19 protein-coding genes are annotated in these 17,856 nt (G+C 56.5%); 7 read left to right on the forward strand and 12 right to left on the reverse strand.

The annotated features are described in order from the left end of the window. The first annotated feature begins 445 nt into the window (after positions 1 to 445). The 3 genes from ACFIOZ_RS02680 to ACFIOZ_RS02690 all read left to right on the forward strand — a co-directional run bounded on the left by ACFIOZ_RS02680 (position 446) and on the right by ACFIOZ_RS02690 (position 2,912). A complete protein-coding gene (locus ACFIOZ_RS02680; RefSeq protein WP_386082078.1) occupies positions 446 to 1,543 on the forward strand; it encodes a 3-deoxy-7-phosphoheptulonate synthase in 1,098 nt (365 codons plus the stop codon). 79 nt (positions 1,544 to 1,622) lie between these two features. Next, positions 1,623 to 2,135 (forward strand): DUF3087 family protein, encoded by a 513-nt coding sequence (locus tag ACFIOZ_RS02685; protein WP_064236090.1) that lies wholly within the window; start codon positions 1,623 to 1,625, stop codon positions 2,133 to 2,135. A 45-nt stretch (positions 2,136 to 2,180) separates the two neighbouring features. Beyond that, positions 2,181 to 2,912 carry an MliC family protein gene (locus ACFIOZ_RS02690; protein ID WP_386082080.1) on the forward strand — a complete coding sequence of 244 codons (732 nt, stop codon included), beginning with the start codon at positions 2,181 to 2,183 and terminating at the stop codon, positions 2,910 to 2,912. A 22-nt stretch (positions 2,913 to 2,934) separates the two neighbouring features. On the opposite strand, the gene ACFIOZ_RS02695 is transcribed toward ACFIOZ_RS02690, so the two are convergent. Beyond that, positions 2,935 to 4,005 (reverse strand): metal-dependent hydrolase, encoded by a 1,071-nt coding sequence (locus tag ACFIOZ_RS02695; RefSeq protein ID WP_386082081.1) that lies wholly within the window; start codon positions 4,003 to 4,005, stop codon positions 2,935 to 2,937. A gap of 131 nt (positions 4,006 to 4,136) precedes the next feature. Between ACFIOZ_RS02695 and gloA the strand changes: the two genes are divergently transcribed. Both gloA and ACFIOZ_RS02705 read left to right on the forward strand, forming a co-directional pair. Next, positions 4,137 to 4,577 (forward strand): lactoylglutathione lyase, encoded by a 441-nt coding sequence (gene gloA / locus ACFIOZ_RS02700; protein ID WP_386082082.1) that lies wholly within the window; start codon positions 4,137 to 4,139, stop codon positions 4,575 to 4,577. Positions 4,578 to 4,658: 81 nt separating this feature from the next. Further along, positions 4,659 to 5,120 (forward strand): META domain-containing protein, encoded by a 462-nt coding sequence (locus ACFIOZ_RS02705; protein WP_386082084.1) that lies wholly within the window; start codon positions 4,659 to 4,661, stop codon positions 5,118 to 5,120. A 9-nt stretch (positions 5,121 to 5,129) separates the two neighbouring features. Here the strand turns inward: ACFIOZ_RS02705 and ACFIOZ_RS02710 are convergent, their stop codons facing one another. Further along, complete coding sequence (locus ACFIOZ_RS02710) at positions 5,130 to 6,269, reverse strand: FAD-dependent oxidoreductase (protein ID WP_386082085.1); 1,140 nt, start codon at positions 6,267 to 6,269, stop codon at positions 5,130 to 5,132. 32 nt (positions 6,270 to 6,301) lie between these two features. Then, positions 6,302 to 7,696, reverse strand: a complete 1,395-nt coding sequence (locus tag ACFIOZ_RS02715) for a GGDEF domain-containing protein (RefSeq protein ID WP_386082087.1) — start codon at positions 7,694 to 7,696, stop codon at positions 6,302 to 6,304. Positions 7,697 to 7,798: 102 nt separating this feature from the next. Here ACFIOZ_RS02715 and ACFIOZ_RS02720 point away from each other — a divergent pair, with 102 nt between their 5' ends. After that, positions 7,799 to 8,251: a transcriptional regulator gene (locus tag ACFIOZ_RS02720; protein WP_276206544.1), complete on the forward strand. Its 453-nt coding sequence runs from the start codon at positions 7,799 to 7,801 to the stop codon at positions 8,249 to 8,251. On the opposite strand, the gene ACFIOZ_RS02725 is transcribed toward ACFIOZ_RS02720, so the two are convergent. The 7 genes from ACFIOZ_RS02725 to ACFIOZ_RS02755 form a co-directional block, all read right to left on the reverse strand. Further along, on the reverse strand, positions 8,248 to 10,392 hold the full coding sequence (locus ACFIOZ_RS02725; protein WP_386082089.1) for an FAD-dependent oxidoreductase: 2,145 nt from the start codon (positions 10,390 to 10,392) through the stop codon (positions 8,248 to 8,250). The two genes, ACFIOZ_RS02720 and ACFIOZ_RS02725, sit on opposite strands and share 4 nt — an antisense overlap. A gap of 66 nt (positions 10,393 to 10,458) precedes the next feature. Next, positions 10,459 to 11,073, reverse strand: a complete 615-nt coding sequence (locus tag ACFIOZ_RS02730; RefSeq protein WP_386082091.1) for a TIGR04282 family arsenosugar biosynthesis glycosyltransferase — start codon at positions 11,071 to 11,073, stop codon at positions 10,459 to 10,461. Then, positions 11,063 to 11,773 (reverse strand): TIGR04283 family arsenosugar biosynthesis glycosyltransferase, encoded by a 711-nt coding sequence (locus tag ACFIOZ_RS02735; protein WP_386082092.1) that lies wholly within the window; start codon positions 11,771 to 11,773, stop codon positions 11,063 to 11,065. Before ACFIOZ_RS02735 ends, ACFIOZ_RS02730 begins: the two co-directional genes overlap by 11 nt. Then, a complete protein-coding gene (locus ACFIOZ_RS02740; RefSeq protein WP_386082093.1) occupies positions 11,760 to 12,416 on the reverse strand; it encodes an ATP-binding cassette domain-containing protein in 657 nt (218 codons plus the stop codon). The genes ACFIOZ_RS02735 and ACFIOZ_RS02740 overlap by 14 nt, the downstream gene beginning before the upstream one ends. Positions 12,417 to 12,426: 10 nt before the next feature. Then, complete coding sequence (locus tag ACFIOZ_RS02745; protein ID WP_386082095.1) at positions 12,427 to 14,100, reverse strand: ABC transporter permease; 1,674 nt, start codon at positions 14,098 to 14,100, stop codon at positions 12,427 to 12,429. 3 nt (positions 14,101 to 14,103) lie between these two features. Then, positions 14,104 to 15,324, reverse strand: a complete 1,221-nt coding sequence (locus ACFIOZ_RS02750) for an ABC transporter substrate-binding protein (protein WP_386082097.1) — start codon at positions 15,322 to 15,324, stop codon at positions 14,104 to 14,106. Positions 15,325 to 15,351: 27 nt separating this feature from the next. Then, positions 15,352 to 16,395, reverse strand: a complete 1,044-nt coding sequence (locus ACFIOZ_RS02755; RefSeq protein WP_386082098.1) for an aminoglycoside phosphotransferase family protein — start codon at positions 16,393 to 16,395, stop codon at positions 15,352 to 15,354. A 218-nt stretch (positions 16,396 to 16,613) separates the two neighbouring features. Here ACFIOZ_RS02755 and ACFIOZ_RS02760 point away from each other — a divergent pair, with 218 nt between their 5' ends. Then, a complete protein-coding gene (locus ACFIOZ_RS02760; RefSeq protein WP_386082100.1) occupies positions 16,614 to 17,129 on the forward strand; it encodes a GNAT family N-acetyltransferase in 516 nt (171 codons plus the stop codon). Between the two features lie 145 nt (positions 17,130 to 17,274). Here the strand turns inward: ACFIOZ_RS02760 and ACFIOZ_RS02765 are convergent, their stop codons facing one another. Next, positions 17,275 to 17,544 (reverse strand): type II toxin-antitoxin system YafQ family toxin, encoded by a 270-nt coding sequence (locus ACFIOZ_RS02765; protein WP_386082101.1) that lies wholly within the window; start codon positions 17,542 to 17,544, stop codon positions 17,275 to 17,277. Then, the gene (locus ACFIOZ_RS02770; protein WP_226250139.1) at positions 17,537 to 17,815 is read right to left on the reverse strand and encodes a type II toxin-antitoxin system RelB/DinJ family antitoxin; all 279 of its coding nucleotides are present in this window, start codon (positions 17,813 to 17,815) and stop codon (positions 17,537 to 17,539) included. The genes ACFIOZ_RS02765 and ACFIOZ_RS02770 overlap by 8 nt, the downstream gene beginning before the upstream one ends. Between the last annotated feature and the right edge of the window lie 41 nt (positions 17,816 to 17,856).

Here is a 17,856-nt window from a genome sequence, read left to right on the forward strand (position 1 = left end):
ATATGGGCATGCAGCGACTAACCAACCCACATACAGTGAACTCGCAGCCAGAATTGGCTGGCGGCTTCGCGTTTTATGGGTATTGGTTTAGCCACGGTGTGCCGCTGGCCGACGCCTAACGTCGCGCCAACAGGCACACCACCCGGTTGCCTGCCGCAAGCACAGAAGCCCCGGTCGGTAACCCCGCCGGGGCTTCTGGCGTTTTGGGGCTAACTATTTTCAGACATGGCTATTGTTGGATTTAAAGAGTTTTCATTACTATTTCATCAAGGAGCAGCATCATGATCTATCGCGCACTGACTAACGCTTACGCTACCGGCTTTATGGGTTACGGCTATAGCTGGCGATTTAGCGACGCGCGGTCGGTACTAGCTGCCACCTCCGACCGTGTTCAATTGGGTGGTCACACAGCCATACGATGTCACACGATTGCGGAGAATTAATCATGAATGCGCCTGTCAGCCCTGCTATTAACAAAACCATTGTATCCACTGCCCATGCGACTGCTCGACTAACACCGTCAGCGCCCGAGTCCACTGCACACCGATTGCCAACCCCTGCCGAGCTGCGCCAACGTATCGCGTTAAGCGACCCGCTAACGGAACAAATTGCCCGTCAGCGCCATGCCGTACAGCAAATTTTGAGTGGTCACGATAATCGTTTACTGGTTGTGGTGGGTCCGTGCTCCGTTCATGACCCGGACTCAGCGCTTGAGTACGCCGACCGCTTGGCCGCGTTAAGTGAAGAGGTCAGCGAGCACATTTTGCCGGTGATGCGCGTTTACGTGGAGAAACCGCGTACCACCGTGGGCTGGAAAGGGCTGGCCTACGACCCTGGCTTGGATGGCAGCGGCGATATGCCCCGCGGTTTGGCGCTCTCTCGTGAACTAATGCATGCGGTCGCCGCCCGCGGCCTGCCGGTGGCCACCGAGCTTTTGCAGCCGATGCTGGCGCCTTACTTGGATGATTTGCTGAGCTGGGTAGCGATTGGCGCACGCACCACCGAATCGCAGTTGCACCGTGAACTGGCCAGTGATTTGCTAGCAGCGGTGGGCTTCAAAAATGCCACCAGCGGCGATGTGCAAGTGGCGATTGATGCCATGAGTGCGGCGGCCCATCCGCAACAGCGTTTTGCAGTGGATGCTCACGGTCATCCGGTCGTTCAGCAAACCGTGGGTAACCCGCACACCCACGTGGTGCTACGTGGCGGTCACGGCGAGCCTAACTATCAGGCCCAACACGTACGTGCGGCGACCACCGCACTGCGTAATGCCGGGCAAAACCCACGGCTAATGGTGGATTGCAGCCATGCCAATGCGCGTAAAGATCACCGCCGTCAGAGTGAAGTAATGCTGGATGTATTGGCGCAGCGTCAGGCGGGCGAAGCCAACCTGGTAGCGCTGATGCTGGAGAGCCACCTGTTCGAAGGCAAGCAGCCGCTCAAGCCGAATGCCCTGCGTTACGGCGTCTCGGTCACCGATGCCTGCGTCGGTTGGGAAACCACCGAACATCTGCTCAAAACAGCGGCAGAGCGCTTGGCTTAAGTGACTTACTAACGCTATTACTTGTTTGCCCTGGTCAGCCCCGTATCATAGGGCATTTGCAGCGATAATGAGGCTGGCCATGGTATTTACCTTAGAACATCACGATCCCGAGACCTACCGCCGCAAGGCCCGCATGATTAGCTTTGCCATGGCGGGGCAACTGATTATTTTTGGCCTCCTGTTCTCAATGCTTCTTACCTCCACCTTTGGCAGCAGCCTATGGCTCAATGCCTTAGGCGTGCTGCTTGGGCTATTGGCCACCAGTGCGCTATTTGCCGTGCTGCGCGAGCGCCCATGGATGACGGAGGTGCGCTACGTCTGGCAACTCAAACATCATTTGTCGCAAGTCAGTGGCTATCTTTCACAACTGCGTAAAGCGGTGGAAGAGAACAACCGCACGGCGCTGGATCTGCTTACTTTTTATCATCAGGGCATGGCGCAGTTGGCGGAGCTTAATGGGCGCACCACCGATGACGACGCCGAACGGTTAGCGGAAAAAATGCAGGTTAAAATCAAACGCGAAGAGCTAGGGTTGCCCCCGCAGGTGGAAAGTATCGATACGCACGATCTGCAGGCGTTCAAACGCGGGTAAGGCGTTCAGCAATCAATAGAGTGAGTTATACAGGGAGCATGACCTATGAATACGTTAAAAGCATGGGGTGGGGCCATCGCCGCTGTCGGTGTGATGGTGGTACTCGGAGGGTGTGCAGCCACCCCCTCAGCAGAAACGACAGCCGCTAACCAAGCAACGCTGGATAACCGGGCGCCCTTTCTGCCTTCGGCGCTTTTTCCTGGTTCTGCGCAGCGTTTTGAGGCGTGGCACTGCGAGCCTGCACAGCAGCACTTAGTCACTGCCACCAATGCCAACGATTTGCGCCTATGGTCGCTGCACGGCGCATGGCGGCTGCCCCAAGCCGTCGTAGCTAGCGGCGCACGCTACCAAGATGGTGAGATTAGCTTCTGGAACCGGGGGGACAAGGCGTTAGTGGAAACGCCAAGAGGGCAACTGCAGTGCTCGTTGGCCGAGCAGCGTGATGCCTTAATCCGTGCGGAGAAGCCCGGTGTGATGCTCTTTGGTCAGGGTAACGAGCCGGGTTGGACGGTGGCGCTCGCTAATGACACGCCCACGCTGACGCTGGAGACGAACTACGGGGAAGAGCGCCTTCAACTACCTTATATGGTGAGTGTGATGGACAATGAAGCGGGTCGAGTTGTGATTGAGAACGCTGATGTGGAGCCCTTTTTTCGTGTGCGTATCGACGCTGGGGCCTGTTTCGATAACATGAGCGGCAAGCCTTTCCCCGCCCGCGTTACGCTGACCTATGGCGGGGAGCAATATAGTGGCTGTGGCCAGGGTATTGCCCCCTAGCCGAATCTAATACAGAGCTAGCTCAGCAACGATAGACGATACGCTCGGCCCGCCACTCTGGCGGCACAAAGTCGCTGGCGCAAAGGGCTGAGGTGTTGCCAGTGGCGCGAGAGGCAAGTCGCGATAGGGTTTCCAACTGAATACCGCGGGTACTCTCTACTTGCTCGCTCACCGCCAGCGGGTGCCAGCGATCACCTTCAAGGGTTGCCAGGGTAAAGCTAAACGGATGAAAGCCAGGGAAGCCGAGCCGAATATCGGTGGCGATCAGCGTCTCTTTCCCGTCCAGAAGTCGTGTTTCATAGCGCAGAAAAGGGCCCGTAAACCACGTTAAGCGCTGCCCTTGCTGGCTAGCCAGGGCATACTCCGCCAATTCTGGGTTACTAACCAGCGGCTCAAGACGCGGTTGCCAGTCGCTGTCAAACACGCTCACCAGACTTTCATAATAACGCTCCTCGCCCATGACCGTGGCACGCCATAGCACAATGTTAAACGGCGTTGGTTGTATCAGTAGGGGAGCTTCCTCCAGCCCCTGCTCCGCCAGCGCCGGGGCAAGGCGTTGCTCCACCGTTAACTTAGCCCCAGCGGCCATCACAAGGTAAACACAAGTGATCGCTAATCCCCAAGCGCACGCCTTCATTACTCGCTGTGATATCAGTGCAATCCCAAGCGCAATCAGTAATGGAAGGGTGTAGAGCGGGTCGATTATAAAAATAATCGGCCATGCCGCTGGGGAGAGGTCAAGCGGCCAAAGCAGCTGCGTGCCGTACGTGGTGAGCGCGTCGAGCAGTGGATGGGTGATCAGTATTAGTGTAAAGAAGCACCACCAGCGGAGCAGGCTGATATCTTTTGCGGGAGCAAAGCGTGCGCACAGCAGTGCCAGTAGGGTAGCTAAACCAGTAAGCACAAAAAGCGAATGGCTAAAGCCACGATGCTCGGTAACATTGGCCACCGCATCGCCATAGTCCAACACGACATCAAGGTCGGGCAGGGTGCCCAGTACGGCGCCGATAAGGATGGCCTTGCGCCCTAATCGCTTGCCCAATACGGCACCGCCAATGGCTGCGCCAAGCGCGGCTTGAGTGACTGAATCCACAGGTTTCTCCGACAGGTAAACCCAGCTAAGATAAAGGGTATTATTTAATTATACAGCGTTGCCGCGATTTATTTTCGCTGTCACGTTTTTGTAAAGTATGACTAGGGTGTTTTTTTCTCTCAGGAGTCGATATGCAATATCTACATACCATGGTGCGTGTCAGTGACCTGGATGCTTCACTGCGTTTTTACTGCGATCTGCTGGGGCTTAAAGAAGTGCGCCGTAAAGAGAATGAGAAAGGGCGCTTTACGCTGGTCTTCCTGGCCGCGCCAGCAGATGAACCGCGCTCGGAGCGGCTGACCGCACCAGAATTAGAACTGACCTATAACTGGGATCCTGAAGAGTACACTGGCGGGCGCAATTTTGGCCACCTAGCTTACCGGGTGGACGACATTTATGCGCTTTGCCAGCACCTTCAGGACAACGGTGTAACGATTAATCGCCCGCCCCGGGATGGTCATATGGCGTTTATTAAATCACCGGACGGAATCTCTGTGGAGCTGCTGCAGAAAGGCGATGCCCTGGCGCCACAAGAGCCATGGGCCTCCATGGAAAACAGCGGCAGCTGGTAGTTACTCCACAAAGAGTTATTCCACACAGAGCTATTCCACAAAGACGACGACACAAAGACTATGACACAAGGAAAGTTCACCATGACCATGAAAGGTTGGCGTTTACTGCCACTACTGGTTTCCGCTGCGTTACTGTTAAGTGCGTGTAGCAGTTCGCCAGGGCCAAGCACTGCGCCGCAATCAGTGCCGAGTGGCTCCTCGCTTTCTGGCGCGATCGTCGATCAGCGTTGGAATTTATTGCTGTTAGGCACCGATGAGCGGCTCTCCATGCCGGAAACGCCATTTTTCCAGATTTCAAAAGAGGGCAAGGTTAGCGGCCACGACGGCTGTAACCGCTTTACTGGTGAAGTCACACTCGGTGAAAACCAGCGCATAGAATTTAGCCAACTGGCCACCACCCGTATGGCATGCCCGCAAATGGCCGATGCCAAACGGGTCACGGGTATGTTGGAAACCGCCTATCGGTATTTGATTGACCATGATCGGCTGGTCTTCTTTGGCCCTGATAGTCGCGTGCTAGGCGGCTGGCGCGAAGGCAACTAATACAGTCGGTTAGCTCTCAAAAGGCGGATTGAAGCGGGCGATAAAGCGCGCATCAATCCGCTTCTTCCATTGCCATACCCACTTGCCGGATACCCCGAAACCACCGCGGCTGGCAATGGCGCGGCCATCACCGGTGCCAATCAGTGCCAACACCCGTTCGGGTGGCTGCCAGGGGAGTAACGGTTCGCTGTGGCAGGCACGGCGGAGGTTGTCTGCTAAGTGGGGGCCCATACGCACTGCATATACACCTGCATTGGGTAGCGCTGGGGTCAATGCTGCACAGTCGCCCGCGGCGAAAATAGCCGGCTGGCCGGAGACCTCCAAGGTGTTTTCTACCTGAATAAAGTGGTGTTTATCCAGTGGTAGCGAGGTGTTTGCAAGCCAAGAGTGGCCGACAGCCCCGGTTGCCCAGAGCACAATGTCCGCATCAATGCGAGTACCGTCCTGGGTGGTTACCCCACCTTCCACCAAGGCTTCGCCGCGTTGCCCAACGTGAACGGTAATGCCTGCCTTTGAGAGCGCGCGTCGGGTAAGCCAGCGTGGCAAGCGCCCAGCTTCGGGCAAGAGTGCATTAGCAGCAGTGAGTAAGTGCCCCTGCCAAACAATATCCGGGCGCTGCTTGCGCAGCTGGGTCAGTACACTCATCAATGTTTCGCAGCCTGCTGCACCGCCCCCAACGCCTAGAACTCGTTGGTCACCGCCGCTGGGTAAGTGGCTAAGCTCATTTTTCACTACTTGCCAGCGCTGGTGTAGGCTGCTTAGTGGTCGCATGGCGAGTAGCTTGGGGAGGTTATCCCCATGCTGCTGGGGGCGCACCAGGGTCGAGCCGATATTTAAGGAGACCACGTCAAAATTAACGCGCTCGCCATTCGCCAGCGCTACGTAACGCGCCTGGGTATTGATGCTACTCGCTGGGGAAAGAATCAATCGAGCGTTGGCCCGTTGGCATAACGCCGCCACGTCGATTTGCGTCTCCCGCAGCGTGCACTCTCCCGCTAGCCATGCGGGCACACTGCCGGAGTAAGCGGCCAAGGGGCTGTCACTCACTACAGTAATGGCAATATCTGAAGCAGGCTGCTGGGCAAAGGCTTCAAGGACAAAGGCGTGGGCATGGCCCGCACCAATCAGTAATAATTGCTGCATGGGCATCGCCTATAGAGAAGCAAGGTGATATGGAATGTTTAGCAGACAAAGACTTGGTTTTTACCCGCCATTTTGGCCAGATACATGCCTTGATCCGCCCGCTCAAATAGCTGTCGAGGCTGGTCGCCGGGCTTTAATCGGGTCAGGCCGATACTCACCGTTAACTGATCGGCGATGGAGAAGGTGTGTTGCTCCACACAGCGGCAGAGCCGGTTAGCCAGCTTCAAGCTGGCGTCTTGGTCAAGCTCTTTGGATATGACGACGAACTCTTCGCCTCCCCAGCGACCAAGGTGATCATCAGCTCTCAGCGTCTCCTGCACTAACTGCGCTATATCACACAAGATATCATCCCCGATGGCGTGGCCATAGGTATCGTTAATATTTTTAAAATCATCAATATCAAACATCAACATGGCAAAACTGACCGACGAATGGATCAAATCCTCAATCACTAGCTCTGTATAGTAGCGGTTCCAGCATTTTGTTAAGGGGTCGGTATGGGCCAGACCCTCAAGGCGTTGATTAGTTTTGGTTAACTGGCGATTGAGGTGAACGACCTCCTGGGCTGTTATGGTCACAGCTAAATCGTCGGCCAGCTCGATGATCATTGAGGCTTCCTGAGGCAGCCAATAGCTCAAGACGTCTTGAAGCGTTGCATCAGCCACCAGCGCAGGGAGGAGCGGCTGTTGGCGAAATAGCAGCAACCAGCCTAGTGGGGCATGCGCGACACTAAGAGGGGCAGCCAAACCGCCTTGGCAACTGCCATGCAGCTCGATAATTTCGTCATGGGTGTTTTGCTGATTCAACTGCTGTAATTGATGAAACAGCTGGTGCTTGGAGGGGCATTCGCCAAAGCAGTGAAGATCGCCCTGATAAGCCAGCGCAATGCCTTCGGCCTGAAAAATATCGCACCAGCTGGCGCCGTGGTGCTGCAAAATATCGTCAATAGAAGTAAGTCGTTTAATATCCCGGGAGAGCAGCCTGCGGAGAGACTTTAAACCTGAGTGGCGAGCAGCTATACGCTCTGCTTTTAACAGGAGTAAGCGCTGGGATGCAATGTCGACAAGTAGCTGGATCCACTTGTCAGGCCCAGCGTGAACCGCAGGAGGATGCCCAATATACCCCCATACCTCATGTTCGCCTTTTAGCTCATAAAGTTGCAGGTCTGAGGTCGCCAGATCCTCATAGCAACGAATAGCGAGCAGCGCATGATGGGAGGCCAGCGTACTTTCCAGCGGATAGCAGTATGCCAAACGAAGGTTGCCTGTGCTTAAGCGGCGATAAAGTACCACGGGTTGACCCTGGGTAAGCGAGTGGAGCGTTTTAGCCAGCAGTTCAAAAAGCTCCAGAGGCGTTGCCGAGCCGCATAGTAGCGCTAGCTTTTGGCACAGGTTGTCGAGATTTTGCACCGATGGAGATAGTGTGCCACTCATCAAGAATGACTCCTCAAGCGCCGTGTTTCAGCGCTTAGCATAGCTACTCGCCTAATACTGCTAAGCGAAAACTCGAAATTGAATTAATGATTCAATCAAAAGGTGAACCGTTATTCAACTATTATTGAACAATCGCTTCACATTGGCGGCATGAATGAAAAAATCATGTTCGCTGAGCGTCTGAAATCAGCACTCGAAGCCGCCGGTTACGAAGCGCGGCCATCGGTGCTTGAGCGGGAATTTAACCTGCGCTACTGGGGAAAGCCGATTACATTTCAGGCCGTAAGGCGGTGGCTGCGAGGTGACTCAATCCCCAGTCAGGACAAGCTTCAGGTATTAGCACGCTGGCTACTAGTGGATCCGCACCAATTGCGTTATGGCGACAGCGCTTATAATAGTGTCAGTGAGCCAACGCCAAACTGGGAGGTTTCATCTTCAAGTGACGAGTGGCAGGTTCTTTTACTCTATCGGGGGTTGCCTGCCGCGCAGAAAAAAGTCGTGCGCGACATCATCGAAACATTTGCTAAAGCACATCCACCGAAAGACGGCCGTTAATCTTTATCACCGCGCCGCCAATTGAAGTAGCGCTTCAATAGTGCCAGTACCCGCTCGGGCTTATGAGCGTTTTTCCATACACCCGCCGTGGCTTTGGCTGCCTCGCCCAGCGTTGGGTAGGGGTGAATGGTGCCCAGCAGCTTGTTGAGACCCAGGCCGTGCTTCATGGCGATGGTAAATTCGCCTAGCCACTCGCCAGCGTTTTCGGCAACGATGGTGGCGCCCAGGATTTTGTCTTTGCCAGGCACGGTAAGCACCTTGATAAAGCCCTGAGTCGCGCCTTCGGCAATGGCGCGGTCACTTTCGCTCATGGCGTAGCGGGTGATCTCAAAGGCAACACCTTGTGCCTTGGCCTCTTGTTCGTTTAACCCAACCCTGGCCACTTCCGGCTGCGTATAGGTAACCGCGGGCATATAGCGGTAGTCCACCGCAAAGCTTTTTAGTTCGCCGAACAGGGCATTGACTGCCGCGTGCCACGCCTGGTGCGCGGCGGCGTGGGTAAGCTGATAAGGCCCGGCTAAATCACCACAGGCCCAGATATTGGGTAGGCGGGTTTGCAGCCGCTCATTCAGTTCAAGGGTGCCTGCTTGGGTGGTCGTGATCCCCAGCGCTTCCAGCCCTAAGCCCTCAACATTGGCCTGGCGACCCACGCTGACCAGCAAATAGTCAAAGGGGAGCAATTTGCGCTCGCCATGATGCTCCACTGCGAGCTGATGGCCTGTCTCGCCCTGGATTACTTCCAGCGCCTTAGCCTCGGTCATTACTGTCACGCCTTCGTTAACCAGCGTGCTTTCAATCAGCTCACCGACCTCGTGATCTTCACGGCCCAACAGCTGGGAAACCCCTTCCACCAGGGTGACTTGGCTACCCAAACGGGCGAAGCTCTGACTTAGCTCGCAGCCAATGGCACCGCCGCCTAGAACCACTAAACGCTTGGGCAATTCAGTGAGCGACCAGAGGTTCTCGGAGGTTAAAACAGGGGCGCTCTCAATACCAGGCAGCGAGGGCAACCGGGGTCTTGCGCCGGTGGCCAGCACAATATGGCGAGCGGTCAGGGTTTTATCGCCGACCTGGACTTCCCAGGGCGAGATCAGTTTAGCGTGCTCCTGGTAGACCTCAACGCCCAAGCCACGATAGCGCTCCACGCTGTCGTGGGGTTCGATATCGCTAATCGCCTGTTTGACGTGGCCCATTACCTTGGCAAAGTCGATCTCTGGCTCGCTGGTGGTCACCCCGAAGCGGTGGGCGGTGCGTATTTCATGGGCGGCACGGGCAGCACGAATCAACGCTTTGGAGGGCACGCAACCGGTGTTCAGGCAGTCGCCGCCCATTTTATGTTTTTCCACCAGCGCCACCTTGGCGTTGACCGCACTAGCGATATAGCTGGTGACCAGCCCCGCCGAACCGCCGCCGATGACCACAATGTCGTAGTCAAAGTGTGCGGGTTGGGTAAAACCTTTATATGTCTTGCGCTGCTGCACCAGCAGCACAATGCGCCGGGCGATCCAGGGGAAGATGGCCAGCAGCAAAAATGAGGCGATAAGCGTGGGTGAGAGGATGCCTCCCAAACTCTCCAAGTCACCCAACTGCCCGCCCGCATTTACATAAATAGCGGTGCCGGGCAGCATGGCGACCTGGCTGACCCAGTAAAAGGTGACGGTCTTGATCCGCGTCAGGCCCATGACCAGGTTGATCATGAAAAATGGGAACACCGGCACCAAACGCAGGGTGAAGAGGTAAAGGGCGCCATCTCGCTCAACACCGCGGTTCACGGCGGCGAACTGGCGGGGAAATCGCTTTTCGATAGGGTTACGGAACAGAAAGCGCGAGAGTAAAAAAGCCAGGGTGGCACCCATGGTGCTGGCGAAGGAGATAATCAGCAGTCCCCAGCCAAGCCCAAACAGCGCGCCACCCAGCAGGGTTAATAGTGTGGCGCCAGGCAGTGAAAGGGCCGTCATCACGACATAAACGGCAAAGAAGGCGCCCGCCACCTGCCATGGGTATTGGTTAAACGCTGTTTGAAAGTCGCTCTGGTACGTCTTGAGGGTTTCCAGGGTGAACCATTGGTGGGCGCCGCTGAGGAAAAACACACCAATGGCAGTGATCAATAGCGCTGCCATCATCAAACGTTGTCGGGTCACAATAAAAACTCCAGCGCTAATAAGGTCAGTATCGGTGGTTACTCTGTGTGAGGGTCGCCCGTTTCCTTACACGGGTACGGGAGCACTTTTCCAGCGCTGCCAGTCTTCCGGGCGATCCACATCCCAAATGGTTGTCGGGTAGGCGGCGCTCAACCCCAGTTGTCTAATGCGCTGCTTAGTGGTGGTCAGTACGCTTTTAGTACCCCATGGAATATCTTCAAACAGTGCAGGGTAGTCTTGCCGGGTGCCCACAAAGCCGTAGCCGCCATCTTCTGCGGGTAATAGCACCACATCAAAACGGGCCAGTTGCTGCGCGCAGGTGGTGATCAGTGTGCTGGTGATGCTCGGGCAGTCGCTGCCCATCAGCATGGCGGGCCCTGGCGTACTGTTCAGGGCATAGCGAACCCGTGCGCCCAAGTCGCCCTCTGGCTGAGCGCACAGCGCCACACCAAAGGCTTCGCGAAGCTCGGTAAACAGCGGGTGTACGTGATCCAGCGCCGTCCATAGCGTGACGTTTTCAGCAGGCAGCGCTTTGCAGGCGCTGGCGACGCAGTGACGAACCAGCTCCGCGTGGGCGTTGGCAGCCCCTTCTAAACCTAGCAGGGGCGCCAAGCGCGTTTTGGCCTGCCCCGCCAGCGGGGCTTTGGCGAGCAGGTGCAGGTGGGGCGTTTCAGCGGGCATCGCGATACTCCTTGGCGAGTTGGGTTGCGCTCACGCCGCGCCAGTAGCGATAGCGCAGTCGCCACATCAGGCGGATGGTTTTCCAAGCGCCGAACTCATCCCAGCGCCTGCCCGAGCTTATCACTTTCGCCGTTAGGCAGGCGGGGCGCGATACCTGTTTGAGTCGTTTGGAGAGCGCAATGTCTTCCATCAGCGGCTGTTCGGGAAAGCCCTCGATTGCCTTGAAGCTAGCGGTGTTTACAAACATGCCCTGGTCGCCGGTGGCAATGCCGGTTAACCGCGAGCGCTGATTCATCATCCAACTCACCACGGGCAGCCAGCGGCTACGACCTGAAAGCGCAATATCAAAGCGTCCCCAAGCGTGGTGGATGAGTGCATAGGTTATCTGCTCAACGGCGCCCTCGGGCAGTAGGGTATCCGCGTGCAGGAACAGCAGCGCGGGCGCACTGGCGTGCTTTGCACCCAGGTTCATTTGCAGTGCTCGCCCTGCTGGGCTGCTGAGCACTCGGTCAGCCAGCGGTTTGGCGATGCGAACGCTGTCATCGGCACTACCGCCATCGACCACGACCACTTCGACCCCTGCTGCAAGGTGCTGGGCGCGCAGAGATTGCAGCGGCACCAGGGCCGCTTCAATACTGTTGGCCTCGTTGAGCATGGGAATAATAATGCTTAATCGAGGCGCTGGGTCAGCCGAGCTCAATGACCGGCCCTCCCGCCGCCTTGGCATCCGCGTGGTCGTGGGTGACCAGCAGTGCAGGCAGGCCTGCTTCATGCAGTTGGCTAAACACCAGCGACCGCATCTCCTGGCGCAGCGCTGTATCCAGCTTGGAAAACGGTTCGTCCAGCAACACCGCTTTGGGTTTGGAGAGCAGCAGGCGCATTAGTGCCACGCGTGCTTGCTGGCCACCGGAAAGGGTGGCCGGGTCGCGGGCTTCAAAGCCTGCCAGGCCCACTTGCTCAAGGGCCTGGCTAACCTGCTGGTGCTTCTCTTTGCTGTGGCGAGGTAGCCCGAAACGCAAGTTGCCGCCCACGTTGAGGTGAGGAAATAGCAGCGGATCCTGAAACAGTAGCCCAATACCACGCTTCTCGGCGGGCAGACCGAGCAAATCACGCTCGCCCAGCCATACGCCGCCGCTGGCGGTAAAATCGCGGTCAAGAAAACCTGCAATATAGGCCAACAAGGTGGATTTGCCCGACCCTGAAGGCCCCATTACCGTGAGCACCTCACCCGGGGCAATAGCGGCATCCACGGCCAGTAACTCTCGGCCTGCCAGGGCGATGCTAATGTGCTCAAGGCGTAGTGTTTGCTCAGGGCTGAGCGGCGCACATAAAGAAGTCGTCACAATGCCTCTCTTAGGTAGCTAGATCACGGCGGTGGGTAGCCAATAAACGGGGCAGCCCTAGCGCAAGCATAAAGCCAATCAACGGCAGGCCCGCCTGCACTAATGCCCAAACACCGATTAAGCGCCGATTGCTGCCAGAGGCAAGCGCTACGGCCTCTGTGGTCACGGTGGTCACACGGCCCGCACCGAGTAACTGGGTGGGTAAGTATTGGCCAATACTCACCGCCAGACCCACCGCAAAGGCCGTTAACAGCGGTGCGAGTAACAGCGGCAGTCGAACCCGCCAAAACGCGGCGCTACGTGATACTCCCAGTGAACGTGCCACCTTTAACCAGCGGGGATCCAGGCGGCGGTAGGTTTCAGCCAGGGAGAGGTACACATAGGGCAGCACAAAGAGCAGGTGTCCCGCGATTACCAAGCCAAGCTGAGGGCGAATGCCCAGGCTTTCCGCCACCACGACCAGTCCAAAGAGGAAGGCGATTTGCGGCACTAGTAGGGGTAAATAGAGTAGCCATAACGCGCGCTTGGGTTGAATATGCTGGCGGTGCTCATTTTCCAGCGTTGCCAGCACCAGTGCTGTGGCGATCGTGGTGGAAATCAGCCCAATCAGCGCGGTATTGATAAGCGGTGTGACCAGCATAGGGCCGCTGCGTTGCCAGTGATCCAGCGTAAGCATTTGCGGCAGCAGCTCTGGAAAACGCCAAAAACCGGCCAGTGAAAATAGCCCCAGGCCAAGCAGTGACGCCATCGCGGTGATACTAGAAAGCAGTAACGCCGAGCGGCCAAACACGCGCAGGGCGATTTCACCCTGTCGGCGGCTGCCATTGGTCAGCCAGCGCCGTGTCAGCACGCGGACTAGTTGCTCCAGCAGCCACCAGCAGAGCAGTGCAGCGAGGGTGACGCCCAACTGCAGCACCGCTCCCGCTGAGGCCATAAAGCGTTGGCTAATATCCGGGTCGTTGAACCAACTCAAGATAGACACGCTCAGCGTGGGGGGCAGCTTCGGGCCTAGAATCAGCGCCATATCGACCACCGAGGTAGCGTAGGCGATCACCGCATACACCGGCAGGCGAATCAGTGGATAGAGCGAAGGCAGTACCGTTTTTAACCAGCCAATAGTGGGCGAGTATCCCAGCGAGCGCGCCAGCATCAGGCGCTTCTCGGGCGCTAATTGAGGCAGTACCGCCAGGCTCATCAACAGCAGAAAGGGCACCTCTTTTAGCACCAGTCCCGCCATCAGTGAGAGCCCCCAGGGATCGTTGATGATCAGCGCATCCGGGGGGCGCTCCCAGCCAGTTAGCGATGGCGATATCAACCGTGCCATCAGACCTGATGGAGCAATCAAAAAGGCAAACCCAAAGGCGAGAGCCGCATGAGGAATAGCGAGCAGGGGGGATACCAACCGCCGAATAGCTCGGTCTAACCAGGTGCCACGGCTGGCGGCCAAAAACAGCACCACAATCGCCAGCGCCACGGCCGAACTCACCAACCCGCTGGCAAAGCTCACCGCCACCGAACGGCCTAGCCCCGGCTGGGCGAACAGCATCTGCCAAGGGGCGAAGCTGGCGCTATACCCGCCTAACGCAGGCAAATAGCCAAACGCGGGCAGCAGCACCATTAGCAGCCCTGCGCCGACCGGCAGTACGAGCAGGGCAACGATCAGCGCCGGGGCCAGACGCAGCATCGCCTAGTTAACGCCGTAACGCTCAAGCCAAGCGTCTTGGAGCGCGGTCATCCAGCTGGGGTGCGGTTCAGGCAGGGTGTTAGATAGCGCGTCCGCCGGTAGCTCGGAGGGATGGCGATCCCCCTGTTCGAACAGCGACTGGTTCTCGGCGTCGAGCTGCTCAATATCAAGTACGCTGCGGTCGCCCCACATCGCTAGCGACTGCTTTTGTGCCTGAGCTTGCGGGGAGAGCAGGAAGTTGGCAAGCACCATGGCCCCGGCTTTATGAGGTGAGTTGTAGGGAATCGCCACAAAGTGGACGTTACCCAGGGTACCGCCCTCCAGCACATAGCTGCGCACGCTGTCGGGCAGTTCATACTCCATCACCGCGACGGCAGCGTCGGTGGGGTAGAAAGAAAACGCCAGACTTAACTCGCCGTCGCTCATCAAGGTGCGCAGGTTGGGGCCCGAGTCGGGAAAGGCGCGCCCGCTGCGCCACAGGTGCGGGTGCAGCGCATCCAAATAGGCCCACAGTGGCTCGGTCACAGCCTCGAAATCGCTTTCTGAAACCGGCTGGTAAAGTGCCTCGTCCTGTTCGGTAAGCTCGATCAGCGCCTGCTTTAAAAAGGTGCTACCGGTGAAGTCGGGAATACGCGGATAGCTGAACTGGCCGGGATTCTCTCTAGCCCAGGCGAGGAGTGCTTGCATATCCCGAGGTGGTGTCTCGGTTTGAGCGCTGTCGTAATAAAAGGTGATCTGTGCCTTACCCCATGGAGATTCATAGCCCTCAGTGGGAAGCGTAAAGTCAGTCACCACCTCGGGGTTCTCGTCGGGGTTGGTGAGTGCGAAATTGGGTAGCGCTTCGGCGAAAGGGCCGAACAGTAGATCATTTTCGCGCATGGCAGCAAAGTTCTCGCCATTGATCCAGATTAGATCGATGCTGCCCTCGTCGTGATTACCCGCCTGTTTTTCGGCCAACACCCGCGCCACTGCACTGCCGGTATCGTCCAGTTTGACGTGCTCCACGTCGACGCCGTACTGCGCCTGCAGTTGCTCTGCTACCCAGTCGATATAGCGATTGGTGCGTGTATCGCCCCCCCAGGCGTTCCAGTAAACGGTTTGGCCTTCGGCTTCTGCTAAAACGCCTTGCCAATCATCAGCGGCAGGGTTAGCCATAGTAGGCAACGCAAGCGCTAACATCGCTGTGGCGAGCGTTAGGCGTAAAGGGAGATGTTGAATGGGCATCGCATTTCTCTTTTAGGAATTCAAACGTTATAGAGAGGCTTGCAAGCACTGCAGTTCGCTATGAACGTGATCAATTATCGGCAGCGAGAGGTAGTGCTCAACACGGTCTCGCACGTGGTCAATCACGTTGGGGTCGGTGAGCTCTGCCGACCAGTCTTCACCGCGCTGCTGGCCATCTTTGGCGTTCAAGTGCTGGGCGCGCCACTTGGCACACCAGGTTAATGACCAGAGCCAGGTGGCGCGACGGCAGGCAACCAGGGTGTCGGTGTCGGGCGACGCTTCCATATCGGCTTGCCAGCGACGGTAGAAATTAATCACGTCATTCAGCGATAGTACCGCCCGGCTGTTTACATCCCAGGTAGTGGAGGTGTAGAGGCTGGTGTGGGCGAGATCAATCCCCGGCAGGCCGTAGCGACACTTCTCTAAATCCACCAGCACCGCGCGGCCATCGTCGCGGATCAAGAAGTTGCCAGGGTGGGTGTCAAAGCTAATCAGTGTCGGCGTTGCATCGCTTAAACGGGGGGGAAGTAGATCCAGCTCCTGTTTAATGCGCTGAGTGACTTTGCTCGAAAGCTGCGCATCGGCTAACCAGTTCGCTTGCTGGCGAACTTCTTCTATCATCGCCTGCCACGGGTCTTCAGGGGCAAGCAGTGGCGCCTGCTTCGCGGCGCTGGGCAGGGGTTGGCTATGCAGGCTGGCTAGAGCATCCGCAATGGCGGGAAGATCTTCTGGCAGTTGCGCCAAGCGGCCGCGGATCGCTTCGACCAGCAGCCCGCCCCTTGGCAGCGCCTCGTTCGGCGGTAGCGTACTATACAGCTTCGGCGTATGCCCGCCAGGGCTAGAGCGTTGATAACAGGCGGTTTGGTAAGCCAGGTTCTCTTCAGGCGGCAGGTTCATCTGGCTCTGCTTGGGCAGTCGCGCTACCCAGTCATCGCCCTCAATGCGGTGAATCCACACATGATCATGGGCCAGCCCGGTATCCGCCATCGGCGTAAGCTCGTGGTAAACAATCCCGGCCCGCTTTAATTCACTTGCCAGCGCCTGTAAACGCGCTTCAGTCGGTATCGGCATAGAGCAGTCCGTGTTGTTGCTGAATCAGCGATGCCACTTAGTGGCCGTTGTTGTACCAACCTTACACGTTTTGTAAGAAAATGTGGTTAAGTGGGGTGACAGTGGGCCAACAGGTCGCATCAGCTTTCCAGGGACGCAGGAAGAGATGGTTGGATCTTCAGCGCTGTTACACTCCTATTTATCATCGTCTTGGCTTGATTGCTGTATGCAGGAAAATCATGAGTGATGTAAAAATCAGACTATTAACTCTGCAAGATTGGCGGCTCTATAAGTCGATTCGGTTGACCTCTCTTGAAGATTCGCCTGACTCTTTTGGCTCAACGTACGAGCACGAAGCTGCGCTTTCAGACGCTGAGTGGCTGGCGCGTTTGGATCTGGAGTTTCGGGGGTTGGAGGCTCTGCCCTTAGTCGCTGAACTGGCGGGCCATGCGGTTGGGCTCGCTTGGGGGGTAATACATGAGCCGGCTAGTAAGACTGCCCACATCTACCAAATGTGGGTTTCGCCTACGCAGAGAGGAAAAGGCATAGCAAACTCCTTGCTGAGTGAAATCACGGCCTGGGCTTTCCATAAAGGCTGTGAGCGCATAGCTCTTGCGGTAACGGCAAGCAACGAAGCTGCAGTGAGGATGTATCACTCATCTGGATATCTTCCAACGGGATCGCTTGAGGAGTTGAGAAGTGGTTCCGCGCTTATGGTTCAGCCAATGGTTAAGCGGTTGGATAATACGAAATAACACTTAGTCTGAGCGAATCGACATAGTAGCCGACAGTTTTAGCCATGATGTTTCGGATAAATGGGCTAATAGAAGCGATGTGAATAATAGCGGGTTTTGGGGCTTAGGGCTTTACAAGCCAAATGAACCGAAGAGAGCGGGGTGTCTAGAAAAGATCGCTATGAGAGCCGATTCTTGCGAGTTGCAGATTTTCATTTGCCACTCTGTAGATGAGTACGAGATCTGGTTTGATATGGCAATCGCGGAACCCATGCCAGTTTCCTGTTAGCGCGTGGTCTACATGCTTAGGATGTAATGGCTCGCCGCGCTGAAGCTGGGAAATAATGTTTCCGACTTCGAGAATGTCAGCAATGGGCATTTTGGTGACTTTTTTGAAGTCTTTCTTGAACTGCGTTGAGTATTCGAGGCTATACATTGCTTACGTTGGCTTCGGTTAATTCATCCATCATCGTGTTAACCGAAGCGGCTTTGTGCCCTTTACCCTGGATGAGCTCATCAATAGCGGCTGAGGTTGTTTCATTGGGCTGTCGAGCTTTCAGCTCGAAGGGGATGCCGCCATGGTTGATGACTGCACGTGCAAATAGCTTGAGCGCTTGAGAGGGACTAAGGCCAACCTCATCGCAGATAGTAGTGAAGGCAACTTTTGTATCATGATCAATACGTGTGCTGAGCATTTCGCTTTTCATCTTTACGCTCCGTTTGTGTCGCTATGTATTACATAGTAGCA

It is taken from the genome of Vreelandella sp. F11, from assembly GCF_042466685.1.
Lineage (GTDB): Bacteria > Pseudomonadota > Gammaproteobacteria > Pseudomonadales > Halomonadaceae > Vreelandella.

What these genes read in the sequence shown, in the direction of transcription:
- ACFIOZ_RS02680 (WP_386082078.1), top strand. Translation starts at nt 446, where the DNA reads ATGAATGCGCCTGTCAGCCCTGCTATTAACAAAACCATTGTATCCACT.
- ACFIOZ_RS02685 (WP_064236090.1), top strand. Translation starts at nt 1,623, where the DNA reads ATGGTATTTACCTTAGAACATCACGATCCCGAGACCTACCGCCGCAAG.
- ACFIOZ_RS02690 (WP_386082080.1), top strand. Translation starts at nt 2,181, where the DNA reads ATGAATACGTTAAAAGCATGGGGTGGGGCCATCGCCGCTGTCGGTGTG.
- gloA (WP_386082082.1), top strand. Translation starts at nt 4,137, where the DNA reads ATGCAATATCTACATACCATGGTGCGTGTCAGTGACCTGGATGCTTCA.
- ACFIOZ_RS02705 (WP_386082084.1), top strand. Translation starts at nt 4,659, where the DNA reads ATGACCATGAAAGGTTGGCGTTTACTGCCACTACTGGTTTCCGCTGCG.
- ACFIOZ_RS02710 (WP_386082085.1), bottom strand. Translation starts at nt 6,269, where the DNA reads ATGCCCATGCAGCAATTATTACTGATTGGTGCGGGCCATGCCCACGCC.
- ACFIOZ_RS02715 (WP_386082087.1), bottom strand. Translation starts at nt 7,696, where the DNA reads ATGAGTGGCACACTATCTCCATCGGTGCAAAATCTCGACAACCTGTGC.
- ACFIOZ_RS02730 (WP_386082091.1), bottom strand. Translation starts at nt 11,073, where the DNA reads ATGCCCGCTGAAACGCCCCACCTGCACCTGCTCGCCAAAGCCCCGCTG.
- ACFIOZ_RS02745 (WP_386082095.1), bottom strand. Translation starts at nt 14,100, where the DNA reads ATGCTGCGTCTGGCCCCGGCGCTGATCGTTGCCCTGCTCGTACTGCCG.
- ACFIOZ_RS02750 (WP_386082097.1), bottom strand. Translation starts at nt 15,324, where the DNA reads ATGCCCATTCAACATCTCCCTTTACGCCTAACGCTCGCCACAGCGATG.
- ACFIOZ_RS02755 (WP_386082098.1), bottom strand. Translation starts at nt 16,395, where the DNA reads ATGCCGATACCGACTGAAGCGCGTTTACAGGCGCTGGCAAGTGAATTA.
- ACFIOZ_RS02760 (WP_386082100.1), top strand. Translation starts at nt 16,614, where the DNA reads ATGAGTGATGTAAAAATCAGACTATTAACTCTGCAAGATTGGCGGCTC.
- ACFIOZ_RS02765 (WP_386082101.1), bottom strand. Translation starts at nt 17,544, where the DNA reads ATGTATAGCCTCGAATACTCAACGCAGTTCAAGAAAGACTTCAAAAAA.
- ACFIOZ_RS02770 (WP_226250139.1), bottom strand. Translation starts at nt 17,815, where the DNA reads ATGAAAAGCGAAATGCTCAGCACACGTATTGATCATGATACAAAAGTT.